Source organism: Curtobacterium sp. 458 (assembly GCF_030406605.1).
GTDB lineage: Bacteria > Actinomycetota > Actinomycetes > Actinomycetales > Microbacteriaceae > Curtobacterium.
Genome location: NZ_CP129104.1, coordinates 3387872 through 3403416, shown reverse-complemented (window position 1 = coordinate 3403416; position 15545 = coordinate 3387872). Strand labels below are relative to the sequence as shown.

Sequence of the window (15545 nt, the reverse complement as noted above, 5' to 3'; positions counted from 1 at the left end):
GCTAACGTGCCGACATGGCAGATGAGGGGCTGCGCGAGGAACTCCGTGAGTTCGTCGCCGAGCGGGAATGGGCGCAGTTCCACTCGCCGGAGAACCTGGCGAAGAGCATCTCGATCGAAGCGGGCGAACTGCTCGAGTGCTTCCAATGGGGCTCGGAAGCGGACGCTGACCGGGTTCGTCTCGAGCTCGCCGACGTGCTCACCTACTGCATTCTCCTCGCCGATCGCCTCGGGCTCGACCCGGCGGAGATAGTCCGCGAGAAGCTCGCCGTGACCCGAGACAAGTACCCGGTCGACCGAGCGCGCGGACGGAGCACGAAGTATGACGAGCTTTGAGGTCGTGCAGTGGCCCTTCAACGAGCAGCACCTTCGACTGTGGCGGGATTCTGACCCTCGCTTCCTGAACTGGCCCGTCGTGTACATCCTCGACGACGGGAAGCGTGTGTACGTCGGCGAGACGCTCAACACCGCGTCGCGGATGCGGCAGCATCTCGACTCGGATGAACGTCGGTCGCTCAAGGCGGTCCGCCTCGTCCTCGACGGCACGTTCAACAAGTCGGTGTGCCTCGATCTGGAGTCCCAGCTCATCGGGTTGTTCGCCGGGGACGACAAGTACACGGTCTTGAACAGCAACAAAGGTGTCGTCAACGCCGACTACTACGACCGGGAGCGGTATCGGAAGACGTTCGAGGACGTCTTCGAAGCGCTCCGCGATCAGAAGCTCTTCACGCGGAGCATCGCGGAGATCGAGAACAGCGAGCTGTTCAAGCTCTCCCCGTTCAAGGCGCTGAACCATGATCAAGCCGTCGTGATGGAGGACATCCTCGAAGGCCTCTTCGAGGACATCGTCCGTGGAGCAAGAAGCACCATCGTCGTCCAAGGTGATCCGGGAACCGGCAAGACGATCGTTGCCGTCTACCTCTTGAAGCTGCTGCGTGACATCGCGAACGGCACCGGCGTGGACGATGTCGACGGAGACTCGATGTTCTCCGACTACTTCACAGAGGATAATCGGCGGCGGCTCTCGGACTTCCGCATCGGTCTCGTCGTCCCGCAGCAAGCGCTCCGAGCATCGCTGAAGCGCGTGTTCGGAAAGACCCCCGGACTCGAGAAGACCATGGTGCTCACTCCGTTTGACGTCGGGAAGAGCGCGGAGAAGTGGGACCTGCTCGTCGTCGACGAGTCCCACCGGCTGAACCATCGAGCGAACCAGGCGTCGGGTCCACAGAACAAGAGCTTTGGTGAGATCAACGAGCGGCTCTTCGGTGCTGACGAGGATCACTACACGCAGGCCGACTGGATCCGGGATCGCAGTACGCACCAGGTGTTCCTGCTCGACTCCGAACAGAGCGTTCGACCAGCGGACCTGCCGCAACGACTGCAGGCCGACATGATCCGAAACGCCCGCCAGAGCGATCGCTACTACCGCCTCTTCACCCAGATGCGCGTGCAGGGTGGTGCTGACTACGTTTCGTACGTCCGAGCCATCATGCGGGGCGAGTCACCGGAGCCGAAGACCTTCGGTGAGTACGCGTTCCGCATGTTCGACGACCTCGGGGAGATGCACGATGCGATCCGTGCGCGTGATGACGAAGTGGGGTTGTCACGTCTCGTCGCTGGGTACGCGTGGGAGTGGAAGAGCAAGCACGATCGGCAAGCCGTCGACATCGAAGTCGATGGGCAACGTCTCCAGTGGAACCAGACGCAGAAGGACTGGATCACGTCGCCCGGGGCAGTGGACCAGGTCGGCTCCATCCACACGGTGCAGGGGTACGACCTGAACTACGTCGGAGTGATCATCGGCCCGGATCTCCGCTTCGATCCTCTGGGCCAGCAGCTCTGGTTCGACCGGTCGAACTACTTCGACAAGAAGGGCATGGAGAACAATCCTCGGCTCGGTATCACGTACACCGACGATGACCTCCGTCGTTTCGTGGCGAACATCTACGCGGTCCTCCGGACGCGAGGGGTTCTGGGCACCTTCGTATACGTCTCTGATCCTGATCTGCGCCGTCACTTGCGGCAATTCCTCTGACGCAGATCGAGGATGGGCCTTCACCAGAGGTCGGAGGTCAATCGGTTCGACTCCGACTACTTCGATCGCGAACCCATCGTCCGCTGGAGCGTGCCGCGCACCGGGTGATCCGGTCCCATCGGTCGAGCTCCCGCTCGACATCCGTCGCGGCAGCGAGCGGGTCTCCGTGCTCCCAGAACCGGAGCACCCGCCATCCTTCGGATACGAGGATCGCCTCGTTCTGCGCGTCCCGTCGACGGTTCGCCAGCAGCTTCAAGCGCCAGAGTTCGGCGTTCGCCTTCGGCAGGTGTGCGTGCTCCTCGCAGTAGTGCCAGAAGCACCCGTCGACGAACACGGCCACCCGGGATCGCGGGAAGACCAGATCGGGTCGCACTCGGCACCGCGTGCTCACCTGGCGGTCCACGAAGAAGCGTCGCCCGCGGCGGTGGAGTTCACGCCGCAGAGCGAGTTCGGGCGCCGTGTCCCGTCGGCCGAACCGCGCCATGTGCCGCCGTCGAGCGTCGTCAGCCTCCCAGTGCTCCATCACGAGAAGAGTCGCCGTTCAACACGGCGTCCGACGAGCGGTGCCGTCGAGTTGTGGTCGGGCGATCGCCGGAGCTGACCGTGCAGGAACGAGACCGTTACTGATGCTCGATCCGCCGGTACGTCCCCGCTGGCTTCCCCGGCCCCTCCGCCCGCTTCTCCTCCGTTGCCACGAGCCTCGGCAGCATCGCCCTCCGGAACGAGTCCGGCTGCAATGCCCGCCCCGCCACGGCCTCGTGCACCCGCCGCAGCTCGGTCATCGTGAACGGCTCCGCCACAAGGCCCCGCGGGTCCGGCGCCGCGGCGTAGAGCGCCCGCAACGAGGCCACCGCGAACGCCACGATCTCGTCGTGCCCGTGCACCATCCCCGTCGCAGCGTCGACCGGCACGAGCCGCGCGCGCGAAGCGTCCATATCGGACGACAACAGCGACGAGGCCGGCACCACATCGAGGTGCGCCACCGACAACACCCACCCCCGACTGTCCCGCGCAGGATCGTCGAACACGTGCAACTGCGACGGCGCCAGCCCGGTCACACCGGCCTTGTCGGCCAGCGATCGCAACACCGCCGCGGCCAGCCGCTCGCCCTCGTGCACGAACGTCCCCGGCAACCGCCAGTCCCCGTCGACGGCATCGCGCACCTGGAGGACCGACAGCGGTTCCCCCACAGGCACGGTCAGGACGGCTGTGTCCACAGCGACGGACGGACACGGGTAGTCGACCAGGCGCTTGCCGGAAGGATCGCGGTACGCAGACGAAGTCACGTCGCCGAGTTTACGCACACTTGCGCAAACCGCGACGACGTGGAACAGTAGGACCAGTTAGCGCAGAACCGCGCAAACCTCGACCGGAAGGCAGGCGGCCATGAACCCAACCACCCGCGACCGCGCAATCGGCGCCGTGCTCGGCTCCGCCGCCGGCGACGCCCTCGGCGCCGGCTACGAGTTCCGACCCGCCGTCCCCGAACCCACCCCGATCCGGATGGCCGGCGGCGGCTCCTTCGGCTGGGCACCGGGGGAGTGGACCGACGACACGAGCATGGCGGTCCCGATCCTCCGCACCCTCGCCCGCGGCGGCGACCCCGCCAGCGAGGCAGCACTCGACGGCCTGGTGGCCGCCTGGGCCGACTGGGCACGCACCGCGCCCGACGTCGGCATCCAGACGCGCAACGTGCTCACCGGCCTGGAGGCACGGGTCGCCTCCGCAGCGCGGGCTGCGGCCCGGCAGGAACACGAGTACAAGGGGCGGTCGGCGGGGAACGGCTCGCTCATGCGGACTGCGCCGCTGGTGCTCGGGTACCTGACGGGCGCGGTCGACGAGGAGCTCCGGCTGGCCGAGGCCGCTCGAGCGATCAGTGACCTCACGCACTACGAGTCCGACGCGGGGGACGCGTGCGTGCTCTGGTGCGTGGCGATCCGGAAGGCGGTCCTCACGGGCGAGCTCGACGTCATGGCGGGCCTCGACCTGCTCGACCTCGACAAGCGGCGCACCTGGGTCGACCGGATCGTGACGGCGGAGCACTCGAAGCCGGTCGACTTCACGGACTCGAACGGCTGGGTCGTGTCGGCCTTCCAAGCTGCCTACGCCGCGGTGCGGAAGAGCACGAGTCTCGAGGATGCCCTCGTCCGAGCGGTCCGCACCGGGAACGACACCGACACGGTGGCGGCGATCGCGGGTGGCCTCGCGGGCGCGTTGTACGGGGTGAGCGCGCTCCCGACGGAATGGCGGGAGCTCCTGCACGGCTGGCCGGCCCTCCGCGCGGACGACCTCGTCGCGCTGAGCAAGCAGGCGTTGTCCGCCCGCGCAGCGGCGGCCTGACCATGCACGGGTCGGCGGTCGAGGGCACGGCCGGGGTCGGAGGGTTCGATGGGGGGACTCTCCGGCACCGGACGGGCGTGGCGCAGGTGATCCGCGCCTCCCGGCCGACCGCTTGCCGGCCATGAGGAGTCAGAGCGCGGCGCGCGCCCGCTCAACCGCCTCGATGAAGCGGGGGATGCCCCACATCAGGAACGTCGGCGCCATGCCGCTCCGCATGGTGACCCGGACCTTCCTGCGGAGGCCGCTCGAGACGTCGTCGAGCCGGACGATCTCCTCGACGGGTATGCCGAAGCGGGTGCCGGGCGCGTAGTTGATCGGATGCGCTGCGAACCAGAGGACCTCGGGCGTGAGCGTGAGCCGGCCGCCGACCTCGAACCGGCGAACTGCCCCGTGGACGTAGCCGGGGACGATCTCGGCGGCGCCGGAGTCCTCCTCGTCGGGGAGGTACGTCGCGAGCTTAACGAGCAGGACCGAGGAGGCGTCGGTGAACGGCACGGGCTACCGGCTCCCGACAGCAGCGAGGTACCGGCGGGCTCCGCGGATGTTCCGGACGAACGACACGCTGAGCCCGATCGCGACCAGTACGAGTGCGCCGAAGAAGATGCGGGCGAAGCCGGACGCCCACGGATCATCGTTGATGATGTTCGGCAGCTGCGCGCCGCCGATCCCGAGGTAGAGCAGCAGGAACTGCCCGAGGTTGACCGGGAGCGTGACGACCGCTCCGCGAGCCCAGTCGGCCGCACGGTGAGCAACGTCCGAACCGGTCGGCTCGATCGGCTGCCCGGAGTACACGGCCCGACGCACCTTCCGGCGATCAGGCCTGTCCAGCTCTCGGACGGGCCACTGCATCGACGGTGTGAGCCGGGAAGCGCTCGTGAACAGCGAGACCGCTCCGCTCAAGCCGCCGATGCTCAGCCCGACCCCGACGATGATGAGCAGGCTCCTGAGCGCCGATTCTCCGTTCGCGAGGAAGACGCCCACGATGGCCCCGACGACGAAGCCGCCGATCGCGATCCACGTCGTCCGCCGCCACGCTCGGCGAGCGATGTCCTCGTAGTCCCCCATGCGCTCCACCCTACGAGGAACGTCGGTGCAGCAGCCCGCCGATCGGCCCCTGCAGCAGCAGGAGCAGCACCCAGAACAGCCCGACGTCGGGGAAGAGCACGGCGAGCACGAGGGCGGCCGCGAGGAGCCCGGCAGCGATGAACCCCTTGTCCCGCGTGGCGAGCGGTGTCGACAGCAGTTCGGGCGAACGGCGCAGCGCGAACTCGATCGCGGTGAGCGACAGGCTCGTGACGAGCATCGTCCCGAGGTACACCGCGTACGCGACCCGGTCGGTGTCGCCGGCGTCGAGCAGGTTCGCGGCGAACGGCAGGAACACGATGCTGATGAGCCACACGAAGTTCAGTCGCAGCACGAGTGGGGTGTACGACTGCACGTGTTCGAACACCTGGTGGTGGAGCCGCCAGAACCGCGAGATCACCCAGAACGTGACGACGAACTCGACGATGGAGCCCCAGTGCTCGCGGAGGAGCTCGCCGGCCCCCGTACCACCGTCGATCTCACCCGCGAGGTCCACCAACGGCAGGATCAGCAGTGTGATCGCGATGGCGACGGTCGCATCGGAGAAGTTGACGAGTCGGTCGAGACCACGTTCGGTCCGTGCCGGTGCGCTCATGTCGCGAGTCTAGGGAAGCGCCTGGACGCGCGCGCTGTCGCGCTGTCGGCCGGCCTGGAGGCACGGATCACCCTGCCGGCGCGGCGTGCGTTGCGGAGGTGGGTTGCGCCTCCAGTCCGGATCACCCTGCCGGCGCGGCGTGCGTTGCGGAGGGGGGTCGCGCCTCCCTGCGGTCAGGCGGTGGTGCGTCGCGGGCGGAGGACGCCCGCGCGGACCAGCCACACGTAGAGGATGCAGCCGATGCAGACGTCGAAGACGGCGTTGAGGAACGCGGCGACGAGGGCGACGGCCGCGCCGACGGGTGCGGCGTAGGGGACGCCGACGAGGGCGAGGAGGAGTGCGACGGCGGTGACGAACAGACCGACCTGCTGGGCGAAGGTCGGGGGCTCCGGCGCCTCGAGTTCGGCGGGCGGGCCGAGTCTCGGGCGGACGAAGCGGCGGAAGAGTGCGCCGTAGGGGTGGCGTCGGATGCCGCCGATGCCTCCGATGGTGAAGAGCACGACGATGGCGGCGAGCAAGACGATCCCGACGGCGTACGTCGCGGGGATCAGCGTGAGGACGATCGTCGCTGCGAGGAGGACGGTGGTGATCGCGGCACCGAAGCGCGGGGAACGCGGGTCGATGCCGGTGGTGGTGTCGCTCATGCGGGAGCCTCCTGGAGGACGGCGGTGAGTGCTGCGGAGAGTTCGGCGGGCCTCGGTGGGCCGCCGAAGCGGGTGCGAACTGCGCGGTCGGCGTCGACGAGCAGGACCGTTGGTGTCTGCAGGACGTTGTAGCGACTCGCGACCTCGGTCCGTTCGGCCACGTCGATCTCGAGGCGGGCGACCCCGTCGTGCTGGCCGGCGAGGGCGTCGAGCTGGCGGCGGGTGCCGGGGCAGCGGGCGCACGTCGGGGTGGAGAACTGGACGAGGGTGGCGCGGGTGCCGAACGCCTCGGCGGGGGCGATGCCGTGAGCGGTGTTGCTGCTGCTGCTGCTGTTGGTGGTGTCCGCGCCGGTGCCCCGGACGGACCAGGCTCGTCCCGTCCTGCTCCGGAGGACGAGGCCGAGCACGGTGGCGACGGCGAGCACACCCACGAGGACGGCGACGGCCGTGACGACGGTCATGGGAGGACGGTACGACGATCCGGTGACAGCCGACAGGAGGGTGACACCGTGTGACGTGGTGCAGGCTGGACCTCATGAGTGACGTCCCCACGATCCTGTTCGTCTGCGTGCACAACGCCGGGCGGTCCCAGATGGCCGCCGGGTACGCACGGGCGCTCGGCGGGGACCGGGTGCGGGTGCTGTCGGGCGGGAGCGAGCCCGGGTCGCAGATCAACCCCGTGGCTGTCGCGGCGATGGCGGAGGAAGGGATCGATATCACCGGGGCGGTGCCGCAGCTTCTGTCGACCTCCGACGTGCAGGCCTCGGACGCGGTCATCACGATGGGGTGCGGCGACGCGTGTCCGGTGTTCCCCGGGAAGCGGTACGAGGACTGGGAGCTGACCGACCCGGCAGGCAAGGACATCGAGGAGGTGCGGGCTATCCGCGACGACATCAAGCGGCGGGTGTCGGCGTTGCTCGAGTCGCTGCTGCCGGAGTCAGCGTCGGCGTCGGCGTCCGTGACGCCTGGGCGCTACCGGCACTTCAAGGGTGGGGAGTACGAGGTGGTCCTCGTGGCGAAGGACGTCGAGACCGAGGAACCCGTGGTCGTGTACCAGGCGCTGTACGGGGAGCGGGGGCACTGGGTGCGGTCGCTCGCGGACTTCACGGCATGGGTGTCGCGGGACGGGTACGAGGGGGCGCGGTTCGTGCGGATGAACGGCGAAGACGAGTGTGTCGGGGGCCGCCCCTAGGCTCGCAGAGCACCACGAGAGACCGGGGGACCCGCATGCAGATCACCACCGACGGCAGCGTCCTGCTCAGCCCGAGCGACCTGTCGACGTGGGCGGCCTGCGAGTGGGCGTTCCTCCGACGCCTCGACGCCAAGCTCGGCCGCGGAGAGCCCCTGCCCGAGGTCCACGACGACATGCTCGAACGGACCGCCCGGCTCGGTGATCAGCACGAGCTCGACTACCTCGACATCCTCAAGAAGACGCAAGAGGTCGTCGAGTTCGACCGGCCCGAGCCCGCCGGGTACGCCGCAGCAGCACAGGCAGCGCTCGAGACGATGCGCACCGGCGCCGACGTGCTGTACCAGCCGACGTTCCACCGACCGCCGGCACCAGGTGCGCCGGGCTTCATCGGCTTCGCCGACTTCATCATCCGCAACGCAGACGGCGAGTACGAGGTCTACGACACCAAACTCGCCCGCCACGCCAAGATCAGCGCGCTCCTGCAGCTCGCCGCCTACGCCGAGCAGATGCAGGCGCACGGCATCCCGACCGGGCGGCAGGTCCACCTCGTCCTCGGCGACCGCAGCACCACCACCCACGACCTCGCCGACATCGCGCCCGTGTACCGGACCCAGCGCGCCGAACTCCAGCGGGTGATCGCCGAGCGGATGGCAGCCGACGAGGAGCTGGCCTGGGGTGACCCGCACTACAGCAGCTGCGGCCGCTGCCCGATCTGCACGACCCAGGTCGCCGACCACCGCGACCTCGTGCTCGTCGCGGGCATGCGCCTCGACCAGCGGACGAAGCTCATCCGTGCCGGGGTGCGGACGATCGACGACCTGGCGGACCGCACCGCGGCCATGCCGGCGATGTCGCGGTCGACGCAGGACCGGCTGGTGCGTCAGGCGCGCCTCCAGACCGAGTCCGAAGCCTCCGGCGGCCGCGCGCCCGTCTTCGAGGTGGCGGACCCGCGCGCACTCGACGCGATCCCGGCCCCGAACGCCGGCGATGTCTTCTTCGACTTCGAGGGCGACCCGCTCTACACCGAGGACGGCGTGCACTGGGGGATTGACTACCTCTTCGGCCTCGTCGACCCCGAGGCCCGCTTCACGGCGTTCTGGGCGCACACGCTCCGCGACGAGCGACAGGCGCTGGTCGACTTCCTCGAGTTCGTCCGGGTCCGCCGCGAGCAGTACCCGGACATGCACATCTACCACTACGCGGCGTACGAGCGGACGCACCTGCTGTCCCTCGCCGCCCGGCACGGGGTGGGGGAGGACGCGGTCGACGACCTCCTGCGTGCGGGCGTCCTCGTCGACCTGTACCCGATCGTGCGCAAGGCCCTCGTGGTCGGCAGCCACAGCTACTCCATCAAGAAGCTCGAGCCGCTCTACATGGGATCCGATCTGCGACAGAGCGACGTCACGAACGCCGCCGACAGCATCACCGCCTACGTCGACGCGATCGAGGAGCTCCGCAACGGGGACGCCGCGGCCGGGCAGCACATGCTCGACGAGGTCGCCGACTACAACGCCTACGACTGCCGCTCGACGCTGCGGCTCCGCGACTGGTTGCTGTCGTTGCGCGCGCAGGCGCCGGCTCCGAGCGTCGACGAACCGGCCGAGTTGCTGCCGCCGATCCCCGTCGATCGTGAACCGAACCCGGTCTACACGGCGCTCGCCGCCTCCGTCGAGGGTGTCGACGCCCTCGACCGGACGCCCGACCAGCAGGCGCTGGCGCTCGCCGCAGCCGCGATCGACTACCACCGCCGCGAGGCCAAGACCTTCTGGCAGGACCACTTCGACCGCCTCCGCAACCCCGTGGACGACTGGGCGGACACGCGCGACGTGCTCGTGGTCGAGCGGGCGTCGGTCGATCGCGACTGGGGCACGCTGCCGCGCGCCCGGTCGCAGTCACGGGAGATCCGGTTGTCGGGGACGCTCGCGCCCGGCTCGCGGATCCGGCCTGGAGGCACGCCACACCTCGTCTACGATGACCCACTCCCGCCGTCGGTCGCCGCTCCGGCGCCGGGGTCGAAGGGCGCGTCGGCTCGCGCGGTCGTGCTGGAGGCGTTCGACAACGGTGACGCCTTCGAGGTGGTCGTGAAGGAGAGCCTGCCGGTCGGCGGAGGGGAGCCCCACCACGACTTCCCGGTCGCACTCGCTCCCGCAGCGCCGCCGAGGGCCAAGCCGCAGCCCGAGGCGACCGCCGAGTGGGGCCAGGAGGTCCTCGACGCCCTGCCGTCGATGCTGCCCGATCCCGCGTTCGACCTGCTCCGCCGGGTGCCGCCGCGCGGACCCATCGCGCCCGTGCAGGGCGACGACACGGTGTCGGCGGTGGTGACGACGCTGCTCGGCCTCGACCGCTCGTACCTGGCGATCCAGGGGCCTCCCGGCACGGGCAAGACCTACGTCGGGTCGAACGTCGTCGCCCGACTCGTCCGCGAGTACGGCTGGCGCGTCGGGGTCGTCGGGCAGTCGCACGCGACCTCGGAGAACTTCCTCGCCGCGGTCGTTGCTGCCGGGGTGCCCGCCGACCGGGTCGTGAAGGTGCCGCGCTCGGGTGCGGACGCCGAGGACGTCGACGCCGCGGCGTGGACGCCGGTGAAGAACAACGCCGCGGTCGCCGCGTTCCTGTCGTCCTGCGCCGAGACCGGCACCGGGGGCGTCGTCGGCGGGACCGCGTGGACGTTCGCGAACGAGGGCACGATCCCACGGCGCTCCCTCGACCTGCTCGTGGTCGACGAAGCGGGGCAGTTCTCGCTCGCGCCGACGATCGCGTCCTCGATCGCCGCGACCCGACTGCTCCTGCTCGGCGATCCGCAACAGCTGCCCCAGGTGTCGCAGGGCTCCCACCCGGAGCCGGTCGACGTCTCGGCGCTCGGCTGGCTGACCGACGGCGAACACGTGCTGCCGCCGGAGTTCGGCTACTTCCTGGCGCGGACCCGGCGGATGGAACCCGCACTCACGGCGTCGGTGTCGTCGCTCTCCTACGACGGGCAGCTGTCGTCGATGGCGTCCGGACGGCACCTCGACGGCATCGACGCCGGCGTGCACCCCGTACCGGTCCTGCACGCGGGCAACACCACGTCGTCCGCGGAAGAAGCCGCCCGGGTGGTCTCGCTCGCGCGGAACGTGATCGGTCGGACGTGGACGGACGACGCCGGTACGCGGGAACTGACGGACGAGGACGTCATCGTCGTCGCGCCGTACAACGCGCAGGGAGCACTCATCCGCCAGGAGCTCGACCGCGCGGGACTCACCGGCACCCAGGTCGGCACGGTCGACATGTTCCAGGGGCGCGAGGCTGTCGTGTCGATCATGTCCCTCGCGGCGTCCAGCGCTGCCGACATCCCGCGTGGGCTCGACTTCCTGCTCATGCCGAACCGGTTGAACGTGGCGCTGTCGCGGGCGAAGTGGGCGGCGTACCTCGTGTACTCGCCGGCGCTCACCACGGGGCTGCCGCCGTCGATCGCCGGGCTGTCACTGCTGTCGCGGTTCATCGAGCTCGTCGAGCCCGTGGCTGGTTCAGGGAAGGTGGACGGCCAGCGCCGCTGACAGTGCTCGGCCGGTCGCGTCGGCGTCGGCGTCGCGCCGCAACGGGGCGTCCTGCGCCGGTCAACTCGAGGCGATGACCGAGGTGGTCGCCGCCGTGCTGGCAGCGACCGTCGCGAGGATCGCGGCCATCTGGATCTCCTCGAGCACGGCCTTGACCGCCGGGCTCGCCCATGCTCCCGAGGTGATCTCCGTGACGAGGTCCCGGTCCACCTTGCCGAACTGCTTGCGGAGCGTACTCGTGGCGTCCAACAGGCCGATGACGGCTGCGGCGAACGGGGTCGGCTCACTCCGACGGGCGAGCACGTCCGCGATCGCCGAACGCACGAGGGCCTCGGGCCCGCCGTCTCGCTCCGGGTACTTGGTGGTGGGGAAGATCCCGAGCGCCTTGCCCTGCTCGACCGACAGGAGGCCCCGTTCGGTCAGACCCGCGAGGACCGCGTCACGCAGCGGGCGCTTCCCGAGGCGTTGCACCCACGACTTCGCCTTCCGCGACGTCCCCGACGCTGCGATGGTGCCGACGGTCTCGTCCAGGACGTTGTCGCCGGTGGCCGATCCGTCGACGACCGTGACCAGCCCGTCCCGGAGGGAGACGGAACCGCGCAGGGCGAGGTCGGCGAGGACTGCTCCGGCGAGCCCGAGGTCGAGCGTCTGCACATCGGTGGCCTTGCGGCCGTCGGGCTCGAGTTGGAGCAGCGCGAACGCTTGGGGGACGGTCAGCATCTCGGCCATGAGCGCAGCCTGCCACCCTCCGGCAGCGCACGGCCGAGCCTCCCCGAGAACGCCCAGGACGTGGGTCAGCCGGACTGCACGGTACCGATCGTCGAGCTGTAGGTGACCACCGAGCCGTACGACGAGCCCACCAGTGTGATCGACCAGGCCGACCCGTCGGGAGCGACGGAGTAGACCACCCGGGTGGCCTCGGGGAGTGGCGCGAGGACCACGCCGTCCGAGGTCGTCAGTCGCCCGGGATCCTCAGCACGGAGGAGCTGCGCGGGGTACGGGCCTGCGCCGTAGTGCTGCCGCATGGTGAACGCGAGGGTGCCAGCGGACTGCGCGAGAGCACTGCGCTCCTGGTCGGCTGTCCCGGATGCCGGCTCCTCGATGGCCGGTACCGGCACTGCGGCGCTCGACTGCTCGGAAGGAGCGGCCGACGGGGTCCGCGGAGCGGTCGGTGCAGGTGCAGATGCGGTGGTGGTCGGCATGAGCGACTCGGGTGCCGACTCGCTCAGGTCCACTCCCACCGACGGCAGGGACAACGCCGGCAGCGTGACGCCGAACCCGGTGAGGGCGAAGGCGAGGAGCCCGTACAGCATCAGGACCGTGCCGAGCCCGCCGAGGAACGATCCGCCACGTCCGAACGCCCGCGACGCGGCTGATCCCCAGCGGGCTCGACGCACGGCGTGCACGCCGAAGACGATCGCGCTGATGCCGACGGTGGAGACGATGAAGCCGCTCGCGACTCCGTCGTGTTGCGGTGCGGCGACCGCGAGGACGACGCTTCCCGTCCCGAGCACCATCGAGAGCGCGGCGTACGCCCACGGACGGGTCTGGGGAGCGGGCCGAGCAGCGGTGAGCAGCGGTGACGGCGCGTACAGGGGACGCGAGGTCGATCGCCGGGTCGGTGGTGCGTCGTTCGACCCCGACGGCGACCAATCCCTCGGTCCCGGTCCACCCAACGCCATGTGCGCCCCTCTCGCTGCGCTCCATCGTGGCGTGACGGGCAGGTAGTGAGGGATCCCCAGAACTGGGAGGGTGTCGCTGGGCTGCAGACGTCAGGCGTCGTCGTCGGTCGGGACGCCGCCCCGCATCTGCTCCCGCATCACGGCGAGGACGTCGGCGTGCAGGAAGTTCGCGTCCGCCGCACTCGTCGGGTCGACCACGATCCCGAACTCGTCCGGGAGCGCGGTCACGAGCTCGTGCATCGGCACCGGGCGTCCCTCGGTGTCGGGCAGGCCGGCAGCGAGGTCCGCGGGGTCGGTGAACACGGGGACGAACGGCTTCTCGCGGATCACCACGTGGGCGACACTGCCGCTGTCCGGAGTGTCTTCCGGCTTCCACGGGACCCAGGCTGCGCTCCGCAGGAAGCCCGCGGGCGAGGCCGCCATCCTCCGACGGAGTTCCGCGGCCGCGGTCGACGGCGCCTTGTCGACGCCGCGGCCGAAGGCCGACCCGTGCTGCTCGTTGGTGCCCATGCGTTCCCCTCCAGGGTGTCCGCCGACCATGCTGTCACGGTCAGCGGACACGTCGGAGCCGAGCCGCGCCTCCAGGCGGTTGTCTGATGCGCGTGCCGCGCGCTCAGTACTTGGCGGACTGACCACCGTCGATCGGCACAACGGTGGCGTTGACGTAGGAGGCGTCGTCGGAGAGCAGGAACGCGACGACCGCGGCGATCTCGGGGGCCTCGCCGTAGCGCTTCGTCGGGTTGACCTGGATGAACTCCTCGGCGGCTGCGCGCGGATCCGTGGGGTTGATCTGCTTCATCGAGTTCTCGACCATCGGCGTCCAGATCGCGCCGGGAGCGATGGCGTTGATGCGGATGCCGTACTGGCCGTACTCGACGGCGGAGTTGCGGGTGAGGCCGACGACGCCGTGCTTGGCTGCGGCGTAGCCGGACTGGTTGCCGATGCCGCGGATGCCGCCGACGCTCGCGGTGTTGACGACCATGCCGGAGCCCTGCTCGCGCATGACGCCGAGCACCTTCTCGAGGCCGAGGAACACGCCGCGGAGGTTGATCGACACGACCTTGTCGAACTCCGCCGCGGTGAAGGACTCGGTCGGGTTCTGCTTGCCCTCGATGCCGGCGTTGTTGAAGAAGCCGTCGATGCGGCCGAAGTGCTCGGTCGTGTCGAGGACGTACGCGTCGACCTGTGACTCATCGGAGACGTCGGCGACGGTGGTGAGGACGTCGGCGTCGGGAGCGACCTCGAGGACGGCGGCCTTGGTGGCCTCGAGGCCCTCGGCGGAGACGTCCACGAGGGAGAGCGCGGCGCCCTCGGACGCGAGACGGACGGCGGTGGCGCGACCGAGGCCGGAGCCGCCGCCGGTGATGAGGACGACGCGGTCGGTGAATCGGCTGGTGGACATGGGGGCCTCCTGAGGTCTTCGGCGGTGAAGGGCTCGGGGTCCGCGCCCGGCGCGGGCAGCGAGTCCGTACGATGCGTCTGCATTGCGAGTAAGACTACACCTGTTGTCTAGATCAACCTCGACGGAGATGAGTGATCCCCAGAAGTGGGGTGCGCGCGGGCTGGTGGACCCCTGGGAAGGTCGTTGCATGGGGGAACACACGACGACCACGGCGCGCGGCGCCGCGAAGCTGACGCTCCGAGCGCGGAAGCCCGGGTACGCGGTCATGCAGGAGTGCCTCGCGATCCAGGCAGAGGGCCCGGGGCTGACCCGGTGGCAGCGGTTCACGGGCGCGGACCCACTGCGTGCCGAGGCCGCTTCCTGGTACAAGGGTGCGCTGGGTGAGCGGCAGGTGGCGGCGGAACTCGAGGCACTGGGCCCGGAGTACACGGTCCTGCACGCCGTGCCGGTCGGCAGGCGGTCGACCGACATCGACCACGTGGTGGTCGGCCCGACCGGCGTGTTCTCGATCAACACGAAGAACCACTCCGGACACACCGTCTGGGTGGGCGGGCGGACCCTGCTCGTCGACGGCCACCGGACGCCGCACATGCACCGGGCACTCCAGGAGGGCGAGCGGGCGACGGCGCTGCTCTCCGCGGCCGCCGGCGGACCGATCCCCGTGCAGCCCGTGATCGTCGTCGCTGCGGAACGGCTCCGCTTCGGCGACAAGCCCCCGGCAGCGGTGACGCTCGAGCCCGCGCAGGTCGGCGCGTGGATCGCCGGACTGCCCCGGGTGCACTCCCCGGAAGCCGTCCGGTACCTCTCGATGCTCGCCGAGGAGCGCGGCACCTGGCACGTCGACGCCGTCGTCGTCCACGACACCCTGCGGCACGTGCAGCGGTTCGAGCGGCTCGAGCGGGACATCGCGGCCGCGACCGCTCGGCGTCGGTTGCTCCGGCGTGCGCTGGGCCTCGGTGTGCTCGCGCTGCCGGCGGGAGCGGTGCTCGGGTACTGGTGGGCAGTCGCGGCGGGTGCACTGGCCGCGGGCGGCTGAA

17 protein-coding genes and 1 pseudogene are annotated in these 15545 nt (G+C 70.0%); 7 read left to right on the top strand and 11 right to left on the bottom strand.

The annotated features are described in order from the left end of the window. Nucleotides 1-14: 14 nt before the first annotated feature. The gene (locus QPJ90_RS16410) at nucleotides 15-335 is read left to right on the top strand and encodes a nucleotide pyrophosphohydrolase (protein ID WP_290132208.1); all 321 of its coding nucleotides are present in this window, start codon (nucleotides 15-17) and stop codon (nucleotides 333-335) included. Nucleotides 336-414: 79 nt separating this feature from the next. After that, nucleotides 415-2034, top strand: a complete 1620-nt coding sequence (locus tag QPJ90_RS16405) for a DNA/RNA helicase domain-containing protein (RefSeq protein WP_354670481.1) — start codon at nucleotides 415-417, stop codon at nucleotides 2032-2034. A gap of 37 nt (nucleotides 2035-2071) precedes the next feature. Here QPJ90_RS16405 and vsr read toward each other — a convergent pair whose 3' ends face one another. Further along, nucleotides 2072-2557: a DNA mismatch endonuclease Vsr gene (gene vsr / locus QPJ90_RS16400; protein WP_290132206.1), complete on the bottom strand. Its 486-nt coding sequence runs from the start codon at nucleotides 2555-2557 to the stop codon at nucleotides 2072-2074. 97 nt (nucleotides 2558-2654) lie between these two features. Then, on the bottom strand, nucleotides 2655-3251 hold the full coding sequence (locus QPJ90_RS16395; protein WP_354670503.1) for an NUDIX domain-containing protein: 597 nt from the start codon (nucleotides 3249-3251) through the stop codon (nucleotides 2655-2657). A gap of 169 nt (nucleotides 3252-3420) precedes the next feature. On the opposite strand from QPJ90_RS16395, the gene QPJ90_RS16390 reads away from it, so the two are divergent. Continuing rightward, nucleotides 3421-4374, top strand: coding sequence for an ADP-ribosylglycohydrolase family protein (locus QPJ90_RS16390; protein WP_290132204.1), 954 nt, complete (start codon nucleotides 3421-3423; stop codon nucleotides 4372-4374). A gap of 129 nt (nucleotides 4375-4503) precedes the next feature. Here the strand turns inward: QPJ90_RS16390 and QPJ90_RS16385 are convergent, their stop codons facing one another. The 5 genes from QPJ90_RS16385 to QPJ90_RS16365 form a co-directional block, all read right to left on the bottom strand. Further along, nucleotides 4504-4869 (bottom strand): hypothetical protein, encoded by a 366-nt coding sequence (locus tag QPJ90_RS16385; RefSeq protein ID WP_290132203.1) that lies wholly within the window; start codon nucleotides 4867-4869, stop codon nucleotides 4504-4506. A gap of 3 nt (nucleotides 4870-4872) precedes the next feature. Further along, nucleotides 4873-5439, bottom strand: a complete 567-nt coding sequence (locus tag QPJ90_RS16380; protein ID WP_290132202.1) for a hypothetical protein — start codon at nucleotides 5437-5439, stop codon at nucleotides 4873-4875. Between the two features lie 10 nt (nucleotides 5440-5449). Beyond that, nucleotides 5450-6052, bottom strand: coding sequence for a TMEM175 family protein (locus QPJ90_RS16375; RefSeq protein WP_290132201.1), 603 nt, complete (start codon nucleotides 6050-6052; stop codon nucleotides 5450-5452). Between the two features lie 173 nt (nucleotides 6053-6225). Beyond that, nucleotides 6226-6696: a DUF4395 domain-containing protein gene (locus tag QPJ90_RS16370; protein WP_290132200.1), complete on the bottom strand. Its 471-nt coding sequence runs from the start codon at nucleotides 6694-6696 to the stop codon at nucleotides 6226-6228. Next, the gene (locus tag QPJ90_RS16365; protein ID WP_290132199.1) at nucleotides 6693-7157 is read right to left on the bottom strand and encodes a thioredoxin family protein; all 465 of its coding nucleotides are present in this window, start codon (nucleotides 7155-7157) and stop codon (nucleotides 6693-6695) included. The genes QPJ90_RS16370 and QPJ90_RS16365 overlap by 4 nt, the downstream gene beginning before the upstream one ends. Before the next feature lie 74 nt (nucleotides 7158-7231). On the opposite strand from QPJ90_RS16365, the pseudogene QPJ90_RS16360 reads away from it, so the two are divergent. The 3 genes and pseudogenes from QPJ90_RS16360 to QPJ90_RS16350 form a co-directional block, all read left to right on the top strand. Further along, nucleotides 7232-7630 (top strand): annotated as a pseudogene (locus tag QPJ90_RS16360) (arsenate reductase ArsC); the annotation flags it as partial. Between the two features lie 24 nt (nucleotides 7631-7654). Continuing rightward, nucleotides 7655-7888 carry a DUF1653 domain-containing protein gene (locus QPJ90_RS16355; RefSeq protein ID WP_290134259.1) on the top strand — a complete coding sequence of 78 codons (234 nt, stop codon included), beginning with the start codon at nucleotides 7655-7657 and terminating at the stop codon, nucleotides 7886-7888. A gap of 35 nt (nucleotides 7889-7923) precedes the next feature. Continuing rightward, nucleotides 7924-11424, top strand: a complete 3501-nt coding sequence (locus QPJ90_RS16350) for a TM0106 family RecB-like putative nuclease (protein ID WP_290132198.1) — start codon at nucleotides 7924-7926, stop codon at nucleotides 11422-11424. A 60-nt stretch (nucleotides 11425-11484) separates the two neighbouring features. On the opposite strand, the gene QPJ90_RS16345 is transcribed toward QPJ90_RS16350, so the two are convergent. The 4 genes from QPJ90_RS16345 to QPJ90_RS16330 form a co-directional block, all read right to left on the bottom strand. Continuing rightward, nucleotides 11485-12153 carry a GPP34 family phosphoprotein gene (locus tag QPJ90_RS16345; protein ID WP_290132197.1) on the bottom strand — a complete coding sequence of 223 codons (669 nt, stop codon included), beginning with the start codon at nucleotides 12151-12153 and terminating at the stop codon, nucleotides 11485-11487. A gap of 65 nt (nucleotides 12154-12218) precedes the next feature. Then, nucleotides 12219-13106: a hypothetical protein gene (locus QPJ90_RS16340; protein WP_290132196.1), complete on the bottom strand. Its 888-nt coding sequence runs from the start codon at nucleotides 13104-13106 to the stop codon at nucleotides 12219-12221. A 90-nt stretch (nucleotides 13107-13196) separates the two neighbouring features. Continuing rightward, complete coding sequence (locus QPJ90_RS16335) at nucleotides 13197-13616, bottom strand: SseB family protein (protein WP_290132195.1); 420 nt, start codon at nucleotides 13614-13616, stop codon at nucleotides 13197-13199. Between the two features lie 103 nt (nucleotides 13617-13719). Further along, a complete protein-coding gene (locus QPJ90_RS16330) occupies nucleotides 13720-14508 on the bottom strand; it encodes an SDR family oxidoreductase (protein ID WP_290132194.1) in 789 nt (262 codons plus the stop codon). A 187-nt stretch (nucleotides 14509-14695) separates the two neighbouring features. On the opposite strand from QPJ90_RS16330, the gene QPJ90_RS16325 reads away from it, so the two are divergent. Next, nucleotides 14696-15544, top strand: coding sequence for a nuclease-related domain-containing protein (locus tag QPJ90_RS16325; protein WP_290132193.1), 849 nt, complete (start codon nucleotides 14696-14698; stop codon nucleotides 15542-15544). Nucleotide 15545 lies beyond the last annotated feature (1 nt).